Source organism: Campylobacter sp. BCW_6464 (assembly GCF_001762775.1).
In the GTDB taxonomy this organism is placed as follows: Bacteria; Campylobacterota; Campylobacteria; order Campylobacterales; family Campylobacteraceae; genus Campylobacter_D; species Campylobacter_D jejuni.
Window position 1 is genome coordinate 119,808 of sequence record NZ_MJXM01000080.1, and the last position, 21,260, is coordinate 141,067.

The 21,260-nt window shown below is 31.1% G+C and carries 21 protein-coding genes and 2 tRNA genes; 7 read left to right on the forward strand and 16 right to left on the reverse strand.

Translation table 11 applies throughout. The features are described from left to right. Positions 1 to 4: 4 nt before the first annotated feature. From AJ885_RS09230 to AJ885_RS09270, 9 genes are all read right to left on the reverse strand, one after another. Positions 5 to 2,200, reverse strand: coding sequence for a RelA/SpoT family protein (locus AJ885_RS09230; protein WP_070210333.1), 2,196 nt, complete (start codon positions 2,198 to 2,200; stop codon positions 5 to 7). Then, the gene (locus AJ885_RS09235; RefSeq protein ID WP_002853464.1) at positions 2,184 to 2,408 is read right to left on the reverse strand and encodes a DNA-directed RNA polymerase subunit omega; all 225 of its coding nucleotides are present in this window, start codon (positions 2,406 to 2,408) and stop codon (positions 2,184 to 2,186) included. Before AJ885_RS09235 ends, AJ885_RS09230 begins: the two co-directional genes overlap by 17 nt. A gap of 10 nt (positions 2,409 to 2,418) precedes the next feature. Further along, positions 2,419 to 3,138: a UMP kinase gene (pyrH, locus tag AJ885_RS09240; RefSeq protein ID WP_002871033.1), complete on the reverse strand. Its 720-nt coding sequence runs from the start codon at positions 3,136 to 3,138 to the stop codon at positions 2,419 to 2,421. Positions 3,139 to 3,189: 51 nt separating this feature from the next. Beyond that, positions 3,190 to 4,383 carry a murein hydrolase activator EnvC family protein gene (locus AJ885_RS09245; protein WP_070210334.1) on the reverse strand — a complete coding sequence of 398 codons (1,194 nt, stop codon included), beginning with the start codon at positions 4,381 to 4,383 and terminating at the stop codon, positions 3,190 to 3,192. Beyond that, the gene (locus AJ885_RS09250; protein ID WP_070210335.1) at positions 4,380 to 5,186 is read right to left on the reverse strand and encodes an FtsX-like permease family protein; all 807 of its coding nucleotides are present in this window, start codon (positions 5,184 to 5,186) and stop codon (positions 4,380 to 4,382) included. The genes AJ885_RS09245 and AJ885_RS09250 overlap by 4 nt, the downstream gene beginning before the upstream one ends. Continuing rightward, complete coding sequence (locus tag AJ885_RS09255) at positions 5,173 to 5,838, reverse strand: cell division ATP-binding protein FtsE (RefSeq protein WP_070281169.1); 666 nt, start codon at positions 5,836 to 5,838, stop codon at positions 5,173 to 5,175. Before AJ885_RS09255 ends, AJ885_RS09250 begins: the two co-directional genes overlap by 14 nt. Before the next feature lie 69 nt (positions 5,839 to 5,907). Continuing rightward, on the reverse strand, positions 5,908 to 7,086 hold the full coding sequence (trmB, locus tag AJ885_RS09260; RefSeq protein WP_070281175.1) for a tRNA (guanosine(46)-N7)-methyltransferase TrmB: 1,179 nt from the start codon (positions 7,084 to 7,086) through the stop codon (positions 5,908 to 5,910). After that, positions 7,086 to 8,321, reverse strand: coding sequence for a fibronectin type III domain-containing protein (locus AJ885_RS09265; protein WP_079860292.1), 1,236 nt, complete (start codon positions 8,319 to 8,321; stop codon positions 7,086 to 7,088). Before AJ885_RS09265 ends, trmB begins: the two co-directional genes overlap by 1 nt. Continuing rightward, entirely contained in the window at positions 8,266 to 9,234 is a 969-nt protein-coding gene (locus AJ885_RS09270) for an RluA family pseudouridine synthase (protein ID WP_070210338.1), read from the reverse strand. Before AJ885_RS09270 ends, AJ885_RS09265 begins: the two co-directional genes overlap by 56 nt. Positions 9,235 to 9,311: 77 nt before the next feature. Between AJ885_RS09270 and AJ885_RS09275 the strand changes: the two genes are divergently transcribed. Both AJ885_RS09275 and AJ885_RS09280 read left to right on the forward strand, forming a co-directional pair. After that, positions 9,312 to 10,412, forward strand: coding sequence for an FtsW/RodA/SpoVE family cell cycle protein (locus AJ885_RS09275; RefSeq protein ID WP_044780131.1), 1,101 nt, complete (start codon positions 9,312 to 9,314; stop codon positions 10,410 to 10,412). Between the two features lie 53 nt (positions 10,413 to 10,465). Continuing rightward, positions 10,466 to 10,542: transfer RNA gene (locus AJ885_RS09280), tRNA-Ile, on the forward strand. 107 nt (positions 10,543 to 10,649) lie between these two features. Here AJ885_RS09280 and AJ885_RS09285 read toward each other — a convergent pair. Then, positions 10,650 to 10,725: transfer RNA gene (locus AJ885_RS09285), tRNA-Phe, on the reverse strand. Between the two features lie 139 nt (positions 10,726 to 10,864). On the opposite strand from AJ885_RS09285, the gene AJ885_RS09290 reads away from it, so the two are divergent. Continuing rightward, positions 10,865 to 12,208, forward strand: coding sequence for a TrkH family potassium uptake protein (locus AJ885_RS09290; RefSeq protein ID WP_044778992.1), 1,344 nt, complete (start codon positions 10,865 to 10,867; stop codon positions 12,206 to 12,208). Positions 12,209 to 12,218: 10 nt separating this feature from the next. Continuing rightward, the gene (locus tag AJ885_RS09295) at positions 12,219 to 12,869 is read left to right on the forward strand and encodes a potassium channel family protein (protein WP_070210009.1); all 651 of its coding nucleotides are present in this window, start codon (positions 12,219 to 12,221) and stop codon (positions 12,867 to 12,869) included. Here the strand turns inward: AJ885_RS09295 and AJ885_RS09300 are convergent. From AJ885_RS09300 to gltX, 4 genes are read right to left on the reverse strand one after another with little or no spacing between them, the layout of a single operon-like run. Further along, positions 12,866 to 13,537, reverse strand: a complete 672-nt coding sequence (locus AJ885_RS09300; RefSeq protein WP_070210008.1) for a menaquinone biosynthetic enzyme MqnA/MqnD family protein — start codon at positions 13,535 to 13,537, stop codon at positions 12,866 to 12,868. The genes AJ885_RS09295 and AJ885_RS09300 overlap by 4 nt on opposite strands. 5 nt (positions 13,538 to 13,542) lie before the next feature. After that, positions 13,543 to 14,169 carry a uracil phosphoribosyltransferase gene (upp, locus tag AJ885_RS09305; RefSeq protein ID WP_070210007.1) on the reverse strand — a complete coding sequence of 209 codons (627 nt, stop codon included), beginning with the start codon at positions 14,167 to 14,169 and terminating at the stop codon, positions 13,543 to 13,545. After that, positions 14,166 to 15,401 (reverse strand): malic enzyme-like NAD(P)-binding protein, encoded by a 1,236-nt coding sequence (locus AJ885_RS09310; RefSeq protein WP_070210006.1) that lies wholly within the window; start codon positions 15,399 to 15,401, stop codon positions 14,166 to 14,168. Before AJ885_RS09310 ends, upp begins: the two co-directional genes overlap by 4 nt. Position 15,402: 1 nt before the next feature. After that, complete coding sequence (gltX, locus tag AJ885_RS09315) at positions 15,403 to 16,794, reverse strand: glutamate--tRNA ligase (RefSeq protein WP_070281179.1); 1,392 nt, start codon at positions 16,792 to 16,794, stop codon at positions 15,403 to 15,405. Positions 16,795 to 16,858: 64 nt separating this feature from the next. On the opposite strand from gltX, the gene salC reads away from it, so the two are divergent. After that, positions 16,859 to 17,674, forward strand: coding sequence for a peptidylprolyl isomerase SalC (gene salC, locus AJ885_RS09320; RefSeq protein WP_070275046.1), 816 nt, complete (start codon positions 16,859 to 16,861; stop codon positions 17,672 to 17,674). A 36-nt stretch (positions 17,675 to 17,710) separates the two neighbouring features. On the opposite strand, the gene AJ885_RS09325 is transcribed toward salC, so the two are convergent. Beyond that, positions 17,711 to 19,042, reverse strand: a complete 1,332-nt coding sequence (locus AJ885_RS09325; RefSeq protein ID WP_070275047.1) for an acetyl-CoA carboxylase biotin carboxylase subunit — start codon at positions 19,040 to 19,042, stop codon at positions 17,711 to 17,713. A 1-nt stretch (position 19,043) separates the two neighbouring features. Continuing rightward, positions 19,044 to 19,499 carry an acetyl-CoA carboxylase biotin carboxyl carrier protein gene (gene accB, locus AJ885_RS09330; protein ID WP_002861982.1) on the reverse strand — a complete coding sequence of 152 codons (456 nt, stop codon included), beginning with the start codon at positions 19,497 to 19,499 and terminating at the stop codon, positions 19,044 to 19,046. Between the two features lie 145 nt (positions 19,500 to 19,644). Here accB and dcd point away from each other — a divergent pair, with 145 nt between their 5' ends. After that, positions 19,645 to 20,205, forward strand: a complete 561-nt coding sequence (dcd, locus tag AJ885_RS09335) for a dCTP deaminase (protein ID WP_070210003.1) — start codon at positions 19,645 to 19,647, stop codon at positions 20,203 to 20,205. A gap of 49 nt (positions 20,206 to 20,254) precedes the next feature. Continuing rightward, positions 20,255 to 21,259, forward strand: coding sequence for a UDP-N-acetylglucosamine 4,6-dehydratase (inverting) (gene pseB / locus AJ885_RS09340; protein WP_070281180.1), 1,005 nt, complete (start codon positions 20,255 to 20,257; stop codon positions 21,257 to 21,259). Position 21,260 lies beyond the last annotated feature (1 nt).

A 21,260-nucleotide genomic window follows, 5' to 3' on the forward strand; every position in this document is an offset into this window, starting at 1 on the left:
CTTTTTAACCTTCTTTATAAGCATCATTTAAAGATGTAAAATCTAAAATCTTACAACGAGATTTTAACCTATCCTTGACACTATCTGGGTTGATATTATCAGGAATTTCCATTGTAATCTCAAAATAATCTACCGCCGAATTTAAATCACTTGATAAATTAATTGTTAATAAATTTATCTGCATTTTAGCTAAAAATGCCAAAAATTCCGCTAAAACACCTTTTTTATTTTCCAAAGAAAAAATCAATTTATAAGATTTAGGGATGTTAGAATCCCATTTTATAAATACCATATCTTGATTATTATCTATCATTTTATCAGCTCTATCGCAAAGCTTATGATGGACAATAGCGTTACCACCTTTAACAAAAGCTAAAACAGCATCACCTCTTTTTGGATGGCAACAAAAATCAAAATCCACATTAGCGATTTTATGGTTACAATATAGAGTAAAATTTCCTATTTTTTGCTCTTTAATCTCATATTTATCAAACCAATATGACTTCTTGGCGTATTTTTTAAGACCATTAACTATATCTTTCAAATAAGCACTATCTGTTGCTACTTGTCTAATACGTCTGGCTAAATTTTCTTTTTCTATCCAAGTTTCAATTCTGTTTTTATCAACTCCAAAAATAAAACTTAACATATTAATAGAACTTGCTAGATTAATCTCTCTGATTTTTTGCTTACAAAATTCCCTTATACTTGCTTTTGCTTTTCCTGTTTTAACACTATCTATCCAAGAACAGCGATAAAATTTATCATTGCTAGTAACCACTCGCACAATATCGCCATTTTTAAGCTCAGTTAACAAAGGTACTTTAATACGATTTACATAAGCACTTTTTGCATGAAGCCCTACTTTGGTATGCACTTCATAAGCAAAATCAAGAACCGTTGCACCACGAGGCAAAGTGAAAATTTCTCCCTTAGGAGAATAAACTGCAACATCTTCAACATAAAGACTATCTTTAGCATATTCATAAAGTTCAATAGCATTATAATCTTCTGCATTTTCAAGATTGTTTATACTTTGCATTGAAATATCTGTAAGCCAATCAAGACGAGGCGCAACCACGCTACCATCTTCTTTATATTTCCAATGCGCTGCTATACCAAATTCCGCAATTTTATGCATATCAAAAGTTCGAATTTGTGCTTCTATAATACTTTTAGCATCAAAAAGTGTGGTATGTATGGTTTGATAACCATTTTGTTTAGGCAAGGCTATATAATCCTTAAAACGCGAAACCAAGGGATTAAAATGTGTATGTAAAATTCCCAAAGCTAAATAACAATCGCTTACTTTTTCAACCAAAATTCTTACCCCAAGTAAATCAAGAACTTCTTCAATACCAATGCCTTTTCTTTGCATTTTAAGATAAATAGAATAGCTATGTTTAATGCGTTTTTGAATTTCAAAACTACCTTGTCTAAAGCCATTGCTCAAAAATAAAAGTTCGATTTTAGAAATAAATTCATTTAAACCTAATTGCATTTCTTGATTGTTGGAATTGATATAATTGTCAATAAGCTTGTACTCATCTGGCATAAGATATTTAAAACTAAGGTCTTCCAAATAATTTTTTATGCTTGAAATACCAAGTCTATGGGCTATTGGGGCATATACAACTAAAGTTTCTTCGCTGATTCTTTTTTGCTTATCTTCTCTTAAAATATCAAGAGTAAGCATATTATGCAGTCTATCGCATAACTTCACAATCAAAACCCCAACATCTTCAATACTTGCTAAAAGCATATTTCTGAAAGTCAAGGCTGATTTAGTTAAACTTTTTTTAGATTTTGATGAAATGAGATTATCTTCTCTAATTTCTATAATTTTAGTAAGCCCTAAAACAAGTTTTAAAACCTCAGAACCAAACTGCTCTCTAAGTTCTTCTTCGGTGCAGTTTGTATCTTCGATCACATCATGCAATAAAGCAGCTAAAATATTGCTTTTATTTTCACTTAAAAATCCAACCAGTGTTGCTACTAAAATAGGATGTACCGCATAAGGCTCTCCACTTTTTCTAAACTGCCCTTCATGGCAAAATATACAGTAATCTACTGCTTTTTCAAGAATGGCATCGTGGCCACAAATTTCGAAAAGTAAAACCTTAGCAGCTTCTAAATCTTTACAATTTTTTACATTATCGATTAATTGTTCAAGTAATAATTCTTCATCGATTGGTTTCAACTAAACCCTCTAAAGTGATTTTATTTTCTGCAATTTCATATAAAGCTATATCTGCAAGTTTATTTTTATTTTTATCAAAATCCACTAAAGGAGTCGCACCATTTGCTAATTGCTCTGCTCTTTTTGCCACCACTAAAGAAAGACGATATCTATCATTGCCCATTTTTTCCAAAGCTTTTGCCGCTACTTCTTCTATTCTTTTATCCATAATTTTCTCCTTAATTATTTTTAACGATTGAACAAAGGCTAGTATCACCTTGTATAATTTTAAGCAAATTACCCTCTTCAAACATATTACAAACCACTATAGGAAGTTTGTTGTCTTTAGCTAAAGCTATCGCTGTATCATCCATCACTTTAATATTATCTTGCATAGCCTCATCATAACTTAAAGTATTTAAAAATACTGCATCATCAAATTTTTTTGGATCTTTATCATAAACTCCATTAACTTTTGTAGCTTTTATTACCATATCTGCATCAATTTCTACAGCTCTTAAAATAGCTGTTGTATCTGTAGTAAAATAAGGATTTCCAGTGCCTGCAGCAAAAACCACAACACGACCCTTTTCTAAGTGTCTTTGTGCTCTTCTCATAATATAAGTTTCACAAAATGCTTCCATCTGAATAGCACTTTGAACCCTCACTTCAAGCCCAGAGCTTTCCAAGGCTTCTTGAATGGCAATAGCATTGATAACCGTAGCAAGCATTCCCATATGATCGCCACTTGTCCTTTTAATCAATCCGCCCTTAGCAGCACTTACTCCACGAATAATATTGCCACCACCTATAACTATGCCTACTTCTATTTGATTTTTTACAAGTTCTTTAATCTCTGAAGCTATGAATTTTAAAATAGAATTTTCTATGCCAAAGCCATTTTCACCTGCTAAAGCCTCTCCTGAAAATTTTACTAAAACTCTTTTTCTCTCTTGCATTATTTCTCCTTATTTAACTTGAAATTATATTTTAAATTCCATTAAATTTAGCTAATTTAAGCTAATGAGTTCCAAAGGATTGATATGAAAATTTTTTTGAGTTACTTCAAAAGTAAGATCATTTTTTATTCTACCCACTACGGCACCTTTTTTAATATTCTTACCAACTTTAATATTAGGAGCAATCTTATCTAAATGTGCGTATATTGTATGTATGCCATTATCATGTTCAACAATAACAACTCGAGCTAACATACTAGTATCTTTGGCAAAAACTATTTTTCCATCTAGCACATTTTTAACAACTGCATCGCTTTTATTGCTTCTTAAAACTACATTCTCGTTAAAAATTTTAAGATTGTAAACAGGATCAACATAATTTCCAAATTTTTGCTTCACAGTAAAAGAATCCAATGGAGCTATGGTTTTTTTTCCTGTGTAACGCTTGACTGAACCTCCTTGATAGCTTGAACCTAATTGTCTTATTTGTTGATTATTTTTTACTATTTTAGTATCATTTTTGCTTGAATTTACATTTTCTTTATCATTAATAATTTTTAATTGATTTAATGTTTTTCTAAGCTCTTCTTGCTGAGCTTGTAAGTCATCAAGTTTTTTTGCATATATAGTTCGATCTGTTTTTTGTTTGTTGATTTCACTAATTTGTTTTTGTTTTAAACTTTGAAGTTTAGCTAATTGAGCGTTGTAATCCTTAAGACTATCATTGATTTTCTTAATCTGAGCTTGTTTATCATCAATAAGCCTATTTACTCCCTCATAATCTTTAGAAATTTTTAAAATTTCTTCATTTAAAACTTTGTTTAAACTTCCTAAAATTTCAAAAGCCATAAAACTTTCTTCACTTTCAATATAGCCTTGAGGGATAGGTAAATCATAAGCAAAATCTTTAGCCATTAAAGATATAAGCTTACTTTCCATATTTGATTTACTTTTAAGCAAATCTTCATTTTGGCTTGTAAGGGTGTTTAACTCTTGATTTTGAGCCTTAGCGCTTGCTTCAAGCTTAGAAGTTTGTGAATTTAAGCCTTCAATTTGTAAGCTTAAGTCTTTCAAACTTTTTTCACCATTTAAAATATCACTAGCCAAATCTTCAAGTTTTTTGTTTAGCTGTTCTTGTATACGTTTATTTTCTTCTAAACTTTTTGTTTTTTCATTTATAGCATTTGCTAAACTTATATCAACAAATAAAAAAAAACAAAAAAAGATAAGAATGTTTTTTCTCATCTTTTAACCTTAAACATAACCGTATTTACACACAACAAGCAAATAAACAAAGTAGCTAAAAAAATTAAAGTCAAATGTAAAATAAAATTAATAGGTGGAAAAATAATATCTACAGCCTTTAAGCTTTCTTGGATAATAGAAAGATCAAAAATTTGGGTAAAAAAGGCAAGCAAAATAATAAAAGCAATAAAACAATCAACCACAACTACCTTATAAAGCATAAAAGATCTAAACCAAAACGGAGCTCCAAATAAACACATAATTTCAATACGATCGGTATGTTCATAAAGCCAAATTCTCATCTGTTTTAAAAACAAAACAAAGGCAAGTAAAATAATGATAAATAAAAATAACCAAAAAACAAATTTCATCAAAATAAGTAAGGAATATATCTTATCATGGGTTTTGGAAAAAGTTTCAACCCTGCTAACACCTACAATATTTAAAAGTTGATTTTTAATTGAATTTAGTTCATTTTGATCAGGCAAAGAATTTAATTTTAAAGTATAAAATTTTGGCAGAGAATCTTTTAAAACTTTCAAATTCTTTTCAGAAACATCATTTTTCAAACGATCGATTAAATCCTTAGGATCTAAAGATTCAAGTCCAGCAAAAAATGGTACTTTTGTTTTTACCACATTCTGATCAAGTTCAGTTTTACTGACAACTATAATATTATAATCTTTATTAACAAGTTCTTCATAATGTTTTAAAGTTGCATTTGTAATCAAAATAAACTCAAAAGCAAACATCATAAACAATAAAGATAAAATTAAAGATAAATGTGTTTTAAAAAATTTCATTCATTTTTCCATTTTCTATATTAAAACGACGATAATCCACTCTTAAATTGCTAGGAATTCTATGTGTTACCACTATAACACAAGTTCTTAAAAGTTCTCTAGCAGACTTTAAAAGAGTCCATATAATATCAGAAGAATACTCGTCCAAATTTCCCGTTGGCTCATCGCAAAGCAAAAGCTTTGGATTATGAGCTAAAGCCCTAGCCATAGCGACGCGTTGTTGCTCACCACCACTAAGTTGATTAGGCAATTTATCTGCTTTAAAAGTTAAATTTACATGCTTTAAAAGCTTAGCAGCTTGATCATGGCATACTTTTTTACTATAACCTTTAATCATTAAAGGCAACATAACATTTTTTTCAACACTATATTCTTGTACAAGTTTATAATCTTGAAAAATAATCCCTATTCTTTGACGCAATTTTAAAAGTTCTAAATTTCCAATTTTATTCATCAAAGATCCACATACTTCAAGCTTGCCAGAAATAGGTTCTAAATCCCCATAAAAAGACTTTAAAAGCGTACTCTTGCCACTCCCACTTTTACCAGTAATAAAAACAAAATCATCATCCTTAAAAGCAAAACTCGCTTCTTTAATAACTAGTTCATCATAACCTAAAGTAAGTTTATTTGCTTGGATTAAATTAGGCATCCTTTTTCCTTAATTTCCCTTTTTAAATTTTTAAATTATGCTTTATTTTTGCTTAATTTTCAAGAAAAATTATATTTTAAACTGAACTTTTAAAATTTCTTTTAATTCATTTACCGCTTTAATGTTTTCTTGAATTTTAAATGGTTCTTTAAAAGCAAAATCAATCGTTTTATCAAGATGCAAATAACAATGTTCAGGCTTATTAAAAGCTCCAAAAGCAACCTTTAAAAGCAAATTCTCATCTTGTTTATAGATGCTTTCAAAATGCAAGAAAAAATCATCTTTTTTTATAGTAATATTTTTAAAGTTCTGCTCTATTTTTTTTAAATCCTCTCTAGAAAATTCAACCGATGAGAGATTAAATTCATTTAACTCATAATTTTTACAGTCTTGGTTAAAATTCCACACCCAAAGATCATATATATTTTTTTCTTGCTTTTTCCATCTATCTTCATATTTGCTTGAAATTTCTAAATTTTCATTTTTTCTAAGACTAAATTTTGGCGCAGGAAAAGTCAAAAATTGCTCTAAAGTAAAATTAAAATACTCAAAACTATCTGTTCTAAGCTCAAAACGACCATTTTGAACTAAAACCCTAGCACATTCTTTGCAAAAATCCTTCCCAATAACTCGCCTATGAGGCTTTTTGTCCCAAGGAACAGGAAAATGTAAAAAAATCTTTTCAACTGATTTTGATTTTAATACACTCAATAACAATCTCGCATCACTTTGGATTAGCAAAATATTATTTACATTTTGTGCCTTAGCAAGTTTAGCTACTTGAGTTAAAGCTGGATTGTAAATTTCCACCCCTAAAATTAAAACATTTGGATTTTCTTTTGCTTGATAAAGCAAATGTCTTCCTGATCCAAAGCCTATTTCTATATAAATTTTACCTTGAAGTCTAGATAAAAGTTCATCAAAGTTATCAACGATAAATGGTGTTTTTTCAATTAAAGCATTGTTTTTAAGTCCAAAAGCTTCATTGATAATATCCTCACAAAAACCTTCTTTAAAGATTTTTAAAGCCTTTTGTAGATAACCTATTTTAGAAGGTTTTGTATATTTATCGCCTTTAATCACAAAACCATTTTGTGCTTTTTTAATCTGCAGAAAAAAACTCTCTTCTTGAACCTTTGTATAAATAAGACTAACATTATCATTCTTAGCAAGCCAAAGAAATTCAACATCATCCTTGCTATAAGGCAGATTCATTTCTTTGATCTTTTTGCTTCTAAAATTTGGCACTACTGAGCCGCCTTAACTTTGCTTGAAGGTTCTGAACAAAGCCCAGCCGAATCAATAGCAATAACTTCATAACTATATTCCACCCCTGGTAAAGCTTTTACATCTTTTAATCGCTTTTCTTTAATGCCTTTAAAAACTGCATTTTGCTCTCCACCATAGCGTCTTACTTCATATTCAACAGCTCTAGTATCATTATCACTCCATTCTAAATTTATCCCTTCGCTTGTGCTTTGAGCCAAAATAATACTAGGAGCCAAAGGATTATCTAAAGTTCTACCCTCTACACCATCTTTTGGCATAGGACTTTCAAGACCATCTTTATCCACTATTGTTACTTTATAATACTTGCTTTTACCTGCTCCTTCTACTATATCCTCATAAGAATTTTTATCAGTCTTTGCCAAAACACTAAAAGGAAGGAAGCTTGAGCTCGTAGAATAAACTTTATAATAAGAAAAATCTTCATACGTAGGAGCATCCCAAGTTAAAATGATTTTATTAGAACCATCTGTGCTAGCACTTAAATGCTCAACTTGAGGGGGTAAAGCCTTGCTTGTAGAACTTACAACTTGACTTGGCTCACTCTTTATCCCATTAAAACTCACAGCAATAATTCTATAACTTGAATTTTCATTAGGTTTTAAATCACTATCGATGTATTCAGCGTTTAAGCGATTTTTTACTTCTGCAATTTTTTTAAATTCTTTATCATCACCTTTAGTTCTTTCAATAATATAAGAATCAACCCTAAAATCAGGATGCGGACGCCAAATAAGTTTAATACGATTAGGCAAATTGGTCACAGCTTGAATAAAAGGAACAGCTTCAAGTCTTGGAGCTGTGCTCACTTCTATAACCTTGCCATCTTCTGAAATTTGTCCTTGCTCATTAAAGCTTTTCATCATATAACGATACTTAGTACCAGGCTCTAATTTAGTATCTACATAATGAGTTTGAAACTTATCTTTAATAGTGCCTACAAGTTTAAAATCAGGATTTTCATCACTAGAACGATACAAATAAAATCCTTTGATATTTTCATTATATAAAGGCTCCCATTCAAAAGCAATATTACTCATATCACCAAGACTTTTTAAACTTTCAACCTTTGGTAAGCTTTCATTTACGGCAGGCTCTTTACTTGAAGCTAGCGAATTCATTTGCGAAACACTACAAGCGCTAAGCAAAAGAGTTAAAAAACTCAAGTAAAAACTCAAGCGAAATCTTTTCATCATTCTCTCCTAAATTAATTTGTTCAAACATAATGTTTTTAAAATCTTCCATCAAAGGTGCTTTAACAAAAATTTGCTCTTTAGTTTTTGGATGGATAAAATACAAAAAATAGGCATGCAACATTATCCTACAATCATACTTACCCTTATAACCATACAAACTATCGCCCAAAATATGGCGATTTAAACTAGCCAAATGCGCTCTAATTTGATGAGTTCTTCCTGTAAAAAGCTTAGCAGCCATCAGAGTTAAATTTTCAGTTTTTACTACATTTATGAAAGCTGATTTTGCATTTTTACTGAATTTATTTTCCTTATCTATGGCTATTTTTTTAATAGCATTAGAAGGCGAACGCATTAAAAATTTTTCTACTATAATTTTATCTTCTTTTAGTGGCAAATCAATTAACGCAAGATAAATTCTTCCCATGCTTTTATCTGCAAGCTGTTCGCTTAATCTTTGGTGGGTGAAATTATTTTTCGCTATTAGTATAGCCCCACTTGTATCTTTATCTAATCTATGAACAAGACCAGCTCTTATCTCTCCTCCTAAATTTGATAAAGTATATTTTTTTTCTATCAACCAATCCACCAAAGTGGCATTTTTAACACTACTTGCTCCATGAACGACTAAATTTGAAGGTTTATTTAAAACAAGCAAATCTTCATCTTCGTATAACACATCAATATCAAAATCCACTTCAAACTGAGGTTTTATCTCATCGTAAAGCTTTAAACTTACAATAGAAATAATATCACCATTTTTAAGCTTAAATGAATTTTTATCTTGAATTTTATAATTAACCTGTACGCAATCTTTTTCTATAAGTAAAGCAACTTGATTGCGACTTTGGTTTAATTTTTTAGCCAAAAACACATCAAGCCTTGAATTTTCATCTACTAAAAAAGTTTGCATTTTTTCCTTGGAGGTTTTGATAAATTTAAAATTTTAGTTTATAATTATAGCTTTATATTACTAACTGAAGGCAAATTTTGTTTAGATTAGATAGAAGAATTTTAACTCATTTTGACTATATGCAACCCATTTTATTTTTACCCATAATTCTTATTTCATTTTTCTTGATCTTTGAAGCTAATCCTTTTTTAGCAGAAAAACAGTTTGTTTATGCCTGTGTGGGATTGTTTGCTTTTATGGTTTTTTTCTTCTTTCCCATAAGGAAATTTATTTGGATTATTCCAGTTGCTTATTGGATTAATATTTTTTTATTGCTAAGCGTAGATATTTTTGGGGTTGAAAAATTAGGTGCTAAAAGATGGCTTGAAATTCCTTTTACTCACTTTACTATACAACCTTCTGAAATTTTTAAACCTAGTTTTATTTTAATGCTTGCTTATCTTATTTATCAAAATCCTCCTCCAAAAAATGGATACAAACTTAAACAATTCATCAAACTTAGCTTTTACATCATCTTACCTTTTTTGCTAATTGCAAAAGAACCTGATTTAGGAAGTGCTATGGTTTTACTACTTGTTGGTTTTGGAGTGCTTTTTATCATGGGAGTTCATTATAAAATTTGGTTAAGTATTGTTATAGCTATAAGTGTTAGTTCTCCTATTATTTATACACATCTTTTAAAGCCCTACCAAAAGCAAAGAATTCATGATTTTATTTCAGAAAAACCAAGCTATCAAGTAGCCCAATCAATGATAGCTATTGGAAATGGTGGTTTAACTGGAAAATCTCAAGATGAAGCTACGCAAACTCATTTTAAATTTTTACCTATTTCAACTAGTGATTTTATTTTCGCTTATATGATAGAAAGATTTGGATTTATTGGGGGATTGACATTAATTATATTTTATATTTTACTTATTTTTCATCTACTTAGTTTAAATTATAAACTTAAAGATGATTATTTTACTAGAGTTGCTATTAATTGTGTTGCATTATTTATTTTTATTTATGCGGCAGTAAATATCTCAATGACTATAGGTTTTGCACCAGTAGTTGGGATCCCTTTGCCTTTTTTTAGTTATGGTGGAAGTTCTTTTACTATTTTTATGATTTTTTTTGGAATTTTACAGCATTTAATCACTTTTAGATATTTTTGGATGGATATAAAGGCTAAATAAAATATTTTTAAGCATTAATAAGATATAATTTTATCTTTTAATTCAACTTAGGCGGATTTATAGCTCAGTTGGTTAGAGCAACCGGCTCATAACCGGTTGGTCGCAGGTTCGAGTCCTGCTAAATCCACCATTCTATTATAAGTTATAGACTCTCTCTTTAAAATAATAATTTTTAGTCCTTTAAATATTTCGGTCTTGTGTAAAAAAATATGTGATGTGATTTTTTGAAAGATAAAGTGGTGGTTAGAGGCAGAATCGAACTGCCGACACGCAGATTTTCAGTCTGCTGCTCTACCGACTGAGCTATCCAACCACTTAGTTTGATAAAGTAAAAATGTAATTGTATCTTTTTTTCTTTAATTTAAGTTTAAATACAAAAATAAAATTTTATTTCCCTTAAAGTTTTAATAAGATAGAATACCCGCTTTAGATCATTATCAAATGGAAATTTTTTGAAACAATTTGGATTAGATAGACGAACTTTTAAAATTTTACTAGCTGGTTATATTATTATTGCATTGTTTGGGGCTTTATTGCTACATTCAAGCTGGGCACATACAACTCCTATTGATTTTTTAGATGCCTTTTTTACAAGCACATCTGCTGTTAGTATGACAGGATTGGCAGTTAAGAACACTGCGGTTGATTTTACCTTAGCAGGACAAATTATTATCTTAGCTTTGGTACAAATTGGAGGCTTGGGATATATGGGTATAGGTTTGTTTGTTTATATACTCATACGCAAAAAAGTGGGATTTAGTGCAAGAAATTTACTAAAAGAGTCTTTATTTTATCCATCAATGGATGGTTTATTTAAATTTTTTAAAAAGGTTTTACTGTTCATTTTTACTATAGAATTGATAGGTGCTATACTTCTTACCATGCGTTTTGCCCTTGAAATGAATTTTAAGAAAGCTTTATGGTTTGGAATTTTTCATTCTATTAGCGCTTTTAATAATTCTGGGTTTACCATATTTGAACATGGACTTATAGCTTACAAACATGATATAGCAATTAATCTTATTATCACTTCTTTGATTATTATTGGAGGGCTTGGATATTTTGTTTTGGTTGAATTATACTTTTTTCAAAGAAAAAAATTGCAAAATTTAAGCCTACATACAAAAATGGTTGTTGTTGCAAGTATTTTTCTTATTTTCTCTTCAACGCTTATTATTTTTGCTTTTGAATACTCAAATCCTCAAACTATAGGACATTTTTCATTTTTTGATAAAATTTTAAGCTCATATTTTATCGCTATTAATTACCGCACAGCAGGATTTAACACCTTAGATATGGGACATTTGCATGATGCGAGCTTATTTTTTGGATCATTGTTTATGGTTATTGGTGGTGCACCAGGAGGAACAGCTGGGGGTATGAAAGTAACAACTGTAATGGTTTTATTGCTCTATGCTTATTGGAGTATCCGAGATGGAAGAGTTAGAATTTTTGGACATGAAATTCCAAGAGAAACTATATCTAAAGCTTTTATTATAGCTGTAGGTTCAGCTGTTTATATAGTAATAGCTGTTATTTTGCTTTCCTTGCTAGAGTCAAATTTTGATTTTATAGCCTTACTTTTTGAAACTTCTTCAGCTTTTGCAACGGTAGGAATTTCGGTAGGAAATGGTGGAACTTTATCTTTATGCGCTTTGTTTAGCGATCCTAGCAAGGTGATTATCATCATTATGATGCTAAGTGGCAGGATAGGTGTTTTTGCTTTTTTACTCTCGGTATTCAAACAAGACAAAGCTATTCATTTAAAATTCCCTGAAGGAAAGGTTAATTTATAAAGGTAAAATCGTGAAAAATCTTAATTATGGAATCATAGGACTTGGAAAATTTGGATCAGTTGTAGCAGATGAACTCATTGCTGGAGGTCATACTGTTATCGTTGCGGATAAAGATGAGGAAGCTTTAAAAAGTATACAAAATCCTCCAAGCTATGCTTATATTTTAGATTCTACAAATATTTCAGCCCTAAAAGAAGCAGGCTTTCATGATGTTGAAGTTGTTATTGTTAGCATAGGAGAAAATGTTGAAAAATCAATCCTTACTCTTATGGCGCTTAAAGATATAGGTGTTAAAAATATCATTGCTAAAGCAACCTCTAATATCCATGGTCAAATTCTTTCTAAGTTAGGTGCAACAAAGGTTATTTATCCTGAAAAAGAAAGTGCTAAAAGACTAGTAAAAGAATTTTTAACTAAAGATGCTGATTATGAAGTTTTTGATCTTTCAGCAAATACTATACGAGCTATTAAGATCAATATAGATGAAAAATTAGCAGGAAATTCTTTAAAACATATAGCACAAAATATGAAAGTGATTTCTTATAAAAAATTAAATAGCGACTGGGAAATATTGCCTGATTTAGAAACCACGACAGTTTATAGTGGAGATGTTGTAATACTCCTTGGAACAGTTAAAGAACTTAGAGAATTTGAACACTAAACAAGATTTAAAGCCTTGCAAGCCTTTACAAAACGCTTTAAGGCTGTTTTTTCTTTGGTAGAAATTTTATGATATATAACTTCATCTAAATAATATCTAACATCTTTTATATCTAAATCCCTTGTTTTGGCATAATTTTGCAGTATATAATAAGGAATTTTAATCTTTGTTTTTGGAAATTTTTTCAAAATTTGTTTATATAAAGCTTTTTTTTGCACACAAGAAAATCTAGCAAAAACAAAAGGCAATCCTGTTTTTTCGTGCCATTTTGCACATAAATCGATATATTTAGAAGGATCTTTTAGATAAAGCTTTAAAGCCTTATCACCTATAATTACTTTTCCATCTTGTTTTAATACTTTAGCTAAAGCATTTGAAGTTGCTGAACTTGGATCTTTGGCATTTGATGTATTTTTTTCTACTAATACACTTAAAACTCTTTTATTAGCACAAATACCCAAATCTAAATTTTTATATTTTTTTCTAGCACTTTCTATGCTTGAAATGATAGCTGCATCAATTCTTCTATAAAATAAATCTTTATTTAGCTTACTTGGAACTCCTTTTTTATACTCCATACTTGCTTTATAACCATTAGGTAGGGGATATTTCTTAAGATATATATGTAAAGGTAAAAGATTAATATAATCAATTTTTCCAAAAATCATCTCTTTTAAAGAGTGTTAAACACTCTATCTCCTGCATCTCCAAGCCCTGGGATAATATAACCTTTTTCATTTAAACCTTCATCAATACAAGCCACAAAAACTTCCACATCACCATGCACTTGGCTAAATTTTTGCAAACCTTGCAAAGCAGTAAGTATGGATATAAATTTTATTTTTTTAACTCCTTGGCTTTTTAAAAAATTACAAGCCTCTATAGCAGTTCCACCTGTAGCAAACATAGGATCTATGACAATAGCGGTGCGTTTTTTTGCATCTTTGGGAAGTTTTTGAAAATAAAAATCCGCCTTTAAAGTTTCTTCATTTCTTACAAATCCCAAAAATCCAACACTTGCATCAGGAATCATCTTAAAAACACTTTCAAGCATTCCTAATGCAGCTCTTAAAATAGGGCAAATCATAATTTTTTCATCAAGTTTTTTTACTGTAGTTTTTTGTATAGGTGTTGAAATTTCAATTTCTTTTAAAGAAAAATCTTTACTCGCTTCAAAAAGTAAAAAAGATGAAATTTCATCGATTAACATGCGAAATTGAAAGGGCTTTGTCTCTTTAGCCCTTAAAATTCCTAATTTATGTTCGATCAATGGATGATTGATACAATGAATATTTTTCATTTTAAGCTTTCAAAATAAGCTTTCTCGTTAAAATTTTTTACCTTAGCCACACCATCTTTTACCGCAGCTGCTGCTACAGCTGTACTTACTGCAGCTTTTACTCTTTCATCAAAAGGTTTTGGTATGACATAATCTCTTCCAAATTCTAAAGTACTTAGATTGTAAGCCTTTTTAACCGCATCACTTACAGGAAGTTTTGCAAGATCTGCTAATGCTTTAGCAGCAGCTACTTTCATATTTTCAGTGATTTTACTTGCACGCACATCTAAAGCCCCGCGAAAAATAAAAGGAAAACCTAAAACATTATTGATTTGATTTGGATAATCACTTCTTCCTGTTCCTACAATCGCATCTTTTCTAAGTCTAGCCACATCTTCAGGCATCACTTCAGGGATAGGATTTGCCAAAGCAAAAATTACAGGATCTTTTGCCATACTTAAAACCATTTCATCATCAAGAATTTTTGGCGCACTAAGTCCTAGGAAAACATCAGCTCCTTTTAAAACTTCTTTTAAAGTCTTTTCCTTAGAATCAACAGCAAATTCAAGCTTTTGAGGAGTTAAATCATTTCTATCCTTAGAAACAACACCTTTGCTATCTACTAAAATAATATTTTCAACCCCTAAATTTCTATACATCTTAGCACTTGCTATACCTGCGGCACCTGCGCCACTTACAACCACCTTAATGTCTTTAAATTTTTTACCGCTTATCTCCATAGCATTCATAAGTCCCGCAGTTGAAATAATAGCCGTTCCATGCTGATCATCATGCATTACAGGAATTCCTAAATCTTGCAAAGCCGCTTCAATTTCAAAACATTTTGGAGCAGCTATATCTTCTAAATTTATCCCACCCACAGTCGGAGCCAAAGCCTTGCAAAAATTTACAATCTCTTCCACACTATGAACATTAATTTCTATATCATAAGCATTTACATTTGCAAATTTTTTAAACAAACAAGCCTTACCTTCCATAACAGGTTTTGAAGCCTGTGCTCCTATGTTTCCAAGTCCTAAAACAGCAGAACCATCGCTAACTATAGCTACCAAATTAGCCTTGTTTGTATAAGTATAAGCAAGCTCATTATCTTTAGCGATTTCAAGGCAAGGTTCTGCAACTCCTGGGCTATACGCCAAAGATAGATCATAACTTGTAGCCATTGGCTTACTTGGCACAATATCAATTTTCCCACCTAAATGGTATTTTAAAGCTTCTTCTTTTAAATTCATTTTATTTTCCTCTAACTTTTAAAAAATTTTCTATTCTTTTTTTACACTCATCAACCCCTAAAAATTCTAATACTTCAAAAATACTAGGACTTACCGCACTCCCTATTAAAGCTATGCGTATAGGCTGAGCCAAATCTTTTAACTTTGCTTCTTTTTTTTCTAAAAAATCATTTGTAAAATCTTCAAAATCTTTACCTGTTTTTTGATCTTTAAGCGTATTAGCAAATACTTGGAGCAATTCTAAATTATTTTCGTTAACAAATTTTTGCACTGCATTTTCATCATAATTTTGCGGCGTATTAACTATGCTTTTTGCACCATTGATAATATCATGCAAGGTTTTTGCACGCTCTCTTAATAAATCAAGTAAAAATCCTGCCTTTTCATAAACAGATAAATCAAAGCCAAGATCTTTAAGCTGACGGTTAATCTCTTCAAAAGGTAAAGTTTTAATATAATGAGTATTAAGCCATTCAAGCTTTTTAGCATTATAACAAGATGCGCTTTTATTGATATGATAAGGATCAAAAAGTTTTTTCAAATCTTCTAGTGAAAAAACCTCATCATCACCGTGACTCCAACCTAAACGCACAAGAAAATTAAGCAAAGCTTGAGGTAAAATTCCCATTTCTTTGTATTCCATAACATCAGTTGCCCCATGTCTTTTTGAAAGCTTTTTACCATCTTCTCCATGTATCATAGCCACATGAAAAAATTTAGGAATTTTAAAACCCAATGCTTCATAAAGCACAATTTGTTTAGGAGTATTTGAAAGATGATCATCCCCACGAATCACATCACTTACCCCCATTAAAGCATCATCAATAACAACAGTAAAATTATAAGTTGGAGTTCCATCACTTCTTGCAATGATAAAATCATCCATTATATCCTCTGCTTTAAATTTTACCTCGCCTTTAATCCCATCTTCAAAAACAATCTCGCCGCTTTGAGGTGCTTTAATACGCACAACAGGTTCTATACCCTGAGGTGGCGTGCCTGTAAATTCTCTATATCTTCCATCATATCTTGGGCGCTCTTTGGCGGCTTCTTGCTTGGCGCGCAATTCTTCTAATTCTTCTTTACTCATATAACAATAATACGCCTTGTCTTCATCTAAAAGCTTTTTGACATATTCTTTATAAAGATCAAAACGCTCTGATTGGTAAGTTACTTCTCCATCATGTTCTAAACCGCACCATTTAAAAGCTTCGATAATTGCTTTAGTAGCTTCTTTGGAATTTCTTTTTAAATCCGTATCTTCAATACGAAGTAAAAAATTTCCACCATTTTTTCTAGCGTATAAATAATTATAAAGAGCTGTTCTAAGTCCACCTATGTGCAAATACCCTGTTGGGCTTGGAGCAAAACGCGTTGTAAGTTTTTCGTGCATTTTTTGCCTTTTCTTAAATTTTTATTGATATAATGCGATATTTATACTTAAATAAAGGTTTGAAATGAAAAAAATTTTATTAAGTTTTGCATTTTTTGCAAGTTTAGCTAGTGCAAATACCATTAATGCTATAGCTGTAGTTGTAGACAAAGAGCCTATCACGACTTATGATATAGATCAAACTATGAAAGCACTTAAAATTGATAGAAATAAAGCTTTAGGCGTACTCATCAATGAAAAAATGGAAATTTCACAAATGAAACAACTGGGTATTGTAGTCAATGATCTAGAGCTTGATGATGCTATAAATAAAATGCTTGCTCAAAACAAAACTACTTTAAATGCTTTCAAAGCAAATTTAAAATCCAAAAATCAAAGCTATGGACAATTTCGTGCAAATTTAAAAAAAGATTTAGAAAAAAGAAAGCTTTATGAAAAAATCGCAAGTATGGCAAAAACTGATTTTAGTGATGATGGAGCAAAAAAATTTTTCGAACAAAATAAAGATAAATTCACTTTTTATACACAAATTAATGCAAATATTTATTTATCAAACAATCCTCAAACTTTAGAAAATATCAAAAATACAAAAAAAACAATCCTTAAACCACAAAATGCATCTTTAAACACAAGCAATGCCGATCCAAGACTTTTAGGGCTTTTATCGCAAATTCCTGTTGGAGGGTTTTCCCCTGTTTTAAATGGAAAAAATGGCTATGAACTTTATGAAGTTAAAAGCAAAGATGGAGCACAAACTCCTGAATACGAACAAGTTAAAAATGAAGTTTTAAACGCTTATGTAAGCGAACAAAGACAAAATTTCATACAGGATTATTTTGATAAACTCCGCTCTAAAATCAATATAGAATATTTAAGATAAAAATTACAATTAAAATTTCCCTTTAATAGGGAAATTTTAATGTCTTGCAAGATAATTTGTATCGTAATTATTATTAATAAAATCAGGATTTTCCATCATAGAAAGATGAAATTCTTTGGTTGTTTTTATCCCACTTATAAGTAACTCATCTAAAGCTACTTTCATTTTTGCAATAGCTTTATTGCGATCTTCTGCCCAAACTACAAGCTTACCTATCATAGAATCATAATAAGGAGGCACGCTATAGTCTTGATAACAATGACTTTCCATTCTGACATTGCGTCCTGCGGGTGGAATGTATTTAGTAATCTTGCCTGGACTTGGCAAGAAAGTTTTAGAATCTTCTGCCGTGATTCTACATTCTATAGAATGCCCATTAAGCTTAATACTTTCTTGAGATGGCAAGGCATAACCTTCTGCCACCTTAATCATTTGTTCTATGATATCAATCCCACTTACCATTTCACTTACACAGTGTTCAACTTGCAAACGTGTATTCATTTCTATAAAATAAAAGTCTAAATTTTTATCAACTAAAAACTCAAAAGTTCCCGCACCTTCATATCCTATAGCTTTGGCTGCCTTAATAGCAGTTTCATGAAGCCTAGTGCGTGTTTTTTCATCAAGCAAAATCGCGGGAGATTCTTCGATAAGTTTTTGATGGCGTCTTTGCATAGAACAATCTCTTTCACCCACATGAATCACATTACCAAAACTATCTCCTATAACCTGCACTTCTATATGGCGCGGATTTTGAATATATTTTTCCATATACATAGTTCCATCGCCAAATGCTGTCATAGCCTCGCTTTCAGCTGACCAATACGCTTTTTCAAGATCTTTTTCATTTTCAACCACACGCATACCACGACCACCACCACCTGCAGCTGCTTTTAAAATCACAGGATAGCCTATTTCTTTAGCAAGTTTTTTAGCTGCTTCAGCTCCTGCTAAAGCCCCATCACTTCCTGGGATTACAGGCACGCCTGCTCTTTGCATTACTTGTTTAGCTTTTGATTTATCACTCATTAAATTCATAGCTTCTACAGAAGGACCTATAAATTTGATGTTATGTTTAGCACAAATTTCAACAAAATTTTGATTTTCACTTAAAAATCCATATCCTGGAAAAATCGCATCTGCTTCAGCAATTTCAGCTGCTGTGATAATAGCTGGGATATTTAAATAACTTTCAGAACTTCTTGCTTTTCCTATACAAATGCTTGCATCAGCGTATTTTAAATATAAAGCATCTTTATCTGCTTCAGAATACACACAAATTGCTTTTTTACCCATTTCTTTAATCGTTCTTAAAGCGCGTAGTGCTATTTCTCCACGATTAGCAATTAATATGCTTTTAATTTCCATTTTATAATTTCTCCACCGCAAATAAAGGCATTCCAAATTCTACAGGCTGACCATCAGCAACTAAAATTTCAGCGATCCTGCAATCAAATTCCGCTTCAATTTCATTCATGATTTTCATCGCTTCGATAATAGCTATAGTATCGCCTTTTTTAACCGTGCTACCCACTTTTACAAAAGGTGCTGCACCTGGGCTTGGAGCTTGATAGAAAGTTCCCACCATAGGGCTGTTTATACTTGGCTTGTTTGATTTTGCATTTTGACTAGGTTGAGCTTCATTTACAACACTTACATTGATAGGTTGTGGAGCTGGAACTGGAGGACAAACAGGAGCTGGAACATCGCAACACATATCTCTTTCAAGTTCTATTTCAAAACCATCTTGTTCTTTGATCTTAATTTTACTAATATTTGCTTCAGCAAAAAGGTTTACTAACTCTTTAATTTCTTCTTTTGTCATAAAATTCTCCTAAAATTTAAGAACTTAATCTTGTATTATATAAAAAAACTTAAAATTTAACTTTAAAAAAGAAAAAAATCATAAAAAATATAGATTTTTTAGGTTATAATCCTTATAAAAAATTACAAATATTAAAAGGTTAAAAATGGGCTTAAAAGCAGATAACTGGATAAGAAAAATGGCATTAGAATACAAGATGATCGAGCCATTTTGCGAAGCAAATATAGGAAAAGGTGTAATAAGCTATGGACTTTCAAGTTATGGCTACGATATACGCGTAGGGCGTGAGTTTAAAATTTTTACCAATGTTAATTCAACCGTAGTAGATCCAAAAAATTTCGTAGAAGAAAATGTAGTAGATTTTGAAGGCAATGTATGTATAGTTCCTGCAAATTCTTTTGCCCTAGCTAGAACTATAGAGTATTTTAAAATGCCTGATGATGTTTTAGCTATTTGTCTTGGCAAAAGCACTTATGCAAGATGTGGTATCATCGTCAATGTTACTCCTTTTGAACCAGGTTTTGAAGGACATATCACTATAGAGATTTCAAACACTACGCCTTTACCTGCAAAAATTTATGCCAATGAAGGCATAGCACAAGTGTTGTTTTTACAAGGCGATGAAAAATGTGATACCACTTATAAAGACAAAAAAGGCAAGTATCAAGCCCAAACTGGCATAACCTTGCCAAGAATTTTAAAATAGGAACACTTGTTGCTTTAATTTTAAAAAAACTTAAGCAAAGGAAGGCAAAATGTTTAACAAAAAAAATATCTTAATCACAGGCGGAACAGGCTCTTTTGGAAAAACCTATACTAAGGTTTTGCTAGAAAATTATAAACCTAATAAGATTATCATTTATTCTCGTGATGAGCTTAAACAATTTGAAATGGCAAGCGTTTTTAATGCTCCTTGTATGCGTTATTTCATAGGAGATGTAAGAGATAAAGAGCGTTTAAGTGCTGCTATGCGTGATGTGGATTTTGTTATACATGCTGCTGCGATGAAGCATGTGCCTATTGCTGAATATAACCCTATGGAATGCATAAAAACAAACATACACGGTGCGCAAAATGTCATCGATGCTTGTTTTGAAAATGGGGTTAAAAAATGTATCGCTCTTAGTACAGATAAGGCTTGCAATCCTGTAAATTTATACGGCGCAACCAAACTTGCAAGCGATAAGCTTTTTGTCGCTGCAAACAACATAGCAGGCAATAAACAAACACGCTTTAGCGTTACAAGATATGGCAATGTTGTAGGTTCAAGAGGTTCAGTAGTGCCTTTCTTTAAAAAACTCATCAGCGAAGGAGCTAAAGAACTTCCTATCACCGATACAAGAATGACTCGTTTTTGGATCAGCCTTGAAGATGGAGTGAAATTTGTGCTGAGTAATTTTGAAAGAATGCACGGAGGAGAAATTTTCATCCCTAAAATTCCTTCTATGAAAATCACCGATCTAGCCCATGCTTTAGCTCCTCATTTAAGCCATAAAATCATAGGTATAAGAGCAGGAGAAAAACTACATGAAATCATGATTTCAAGCGATGATAGTCATTTAACCTATGAATTTGAAAACTACTATGCTATAAGCCCGAGTATTAAATTTGTAGATAAAGATAATGACTTTAGTGTCAATACCCTAGGCGAAAAAGGACAAAAAGTAAAAGATGGTTTTTCTTATAGTTCGGATAATAATCCTTTATGGGCAAGCGAAAAAGAACTTTTAGAAATCATCAATCACACTGAAGGTTTTTAAA

What these genes read in the sequence shown, in the direction of transcription:
- AJ885_RS09235 (WP_002853464.1), bottom strand. Translation starts at nt 2,408, where the DNA reads ATGGATAAAAGAATAGAAGAAGTAGCGGCAAAAGCTTTGGAAAAAATG.
- pyrH (WP_002871033.1), bottom strand. Translation starts at nt 3,138, where the DNA reads ATGCAAGAGAGAAAAAGAGTTTTAGTAAAATTTTCAGGAGAGGCTTTA.
- AJ885_RS09245 (WP_070210334.1), bottom strand. Translation starts at nt 4,383, where the DNA reads ATGAGAAAAAACATTCTTATCTTTTTTTGTTTTTTTTTATTTGTTGAT.
- AJ885_RS09250 (WP_070210335.1), bottom strand. Translation starts at nt 5,186, where the DNA reads ATGAAATTTTTTAAAACACATTTATCTTTAATTTTATCTTTATTGTTT.
- AJ885_RS09255 (WP_070281169.1), bottom strand. Translation starts at nt 5,838, where the DNA reads ATGCCTAATTTAATCCAAGCAAATAAACTTACTTTAGGTTATGATGAA.
- AJ885_RS09265 (WP_079860292.1), bottom strand. Translation starts at nt 8,321, where the DNA reads ATGATGAAAAGATTTCGCTTGAGTTTTTACTTGAGTTTTTTAACTCTT.
- AJ885_RS09270 (WP_070210338.1), bottom strand. Translation starts at nt 9,234, where the DNA reads ATGCAAACTTTTTTAGTAGATGAAAATTCAAGGCTTGATGTGTTTTTG.
- AJ885_RS09300 (WP_070210008.1), bottom strand. Translation starts at nt 13,537, where the DNA reads ATGATTTTTGGAAAAATTGATTATATTAATCTTTTACCTTTACATATA.
- upp (WP_070210007.1), bottom strand. Translation starts at nt 14,169, where the DNA reads ATGAAAAATATTCATTGTATCAATCATCCATTGATCGAACATAAATTA.
- AJ885_RS09310 (WP_070210006.1), bottom strand. Translation starts at nt 15,401, where the DNA reads ATGAATTTAAAAGAAGAAGCTTTAAAATACCATTTAGGTGGGAAAATT.
- gltX (WP_070281179.1), bottom strand. Translation starts at nt 16,794, where the DNA reads ATGCACGAAAAACTTACAACGCGTTTTGCTCCAAGCCCAACAGGGTAT.
- salC (WP_070275046.1), top strand. Translation starts at nt 16,859, where the DNA reads ATGAAAAAAATTTTATTAAGTTTTGCATTTTTTGCAAGTTTAGCTAGT.
- AJ885_RS09325 (WP_070275047.1), bottom strand. Translation starts at nt 19,042, where the DNA reads ATGGAAATTAAAAGCATATTAATTGCTAATCGTGGAGAAATAGCACTA.
- accB (WP_002861982.1), bottom strand. Translation starts at nt 19,499, where the DNA reads ATGACAAAAGAAGAAATTAAAGAGTTAGTAAACCTTTTTGCTGAAGCA.
- dcd (WP_070210003.1), top strand. Translation starts at nt 19,645, where the DNA reads ATGGGCTTAAAAGCAGATAACTGGATAAGAAAAATGGCATTAGAATAC.
- pseB (WP_070281180.1), top strand. Translation starts at nt 20,255, where the DNA reads ATGTTTAACAAAAAAAATATCTTAATCACAGGCGGAACAGGCTCTTTT.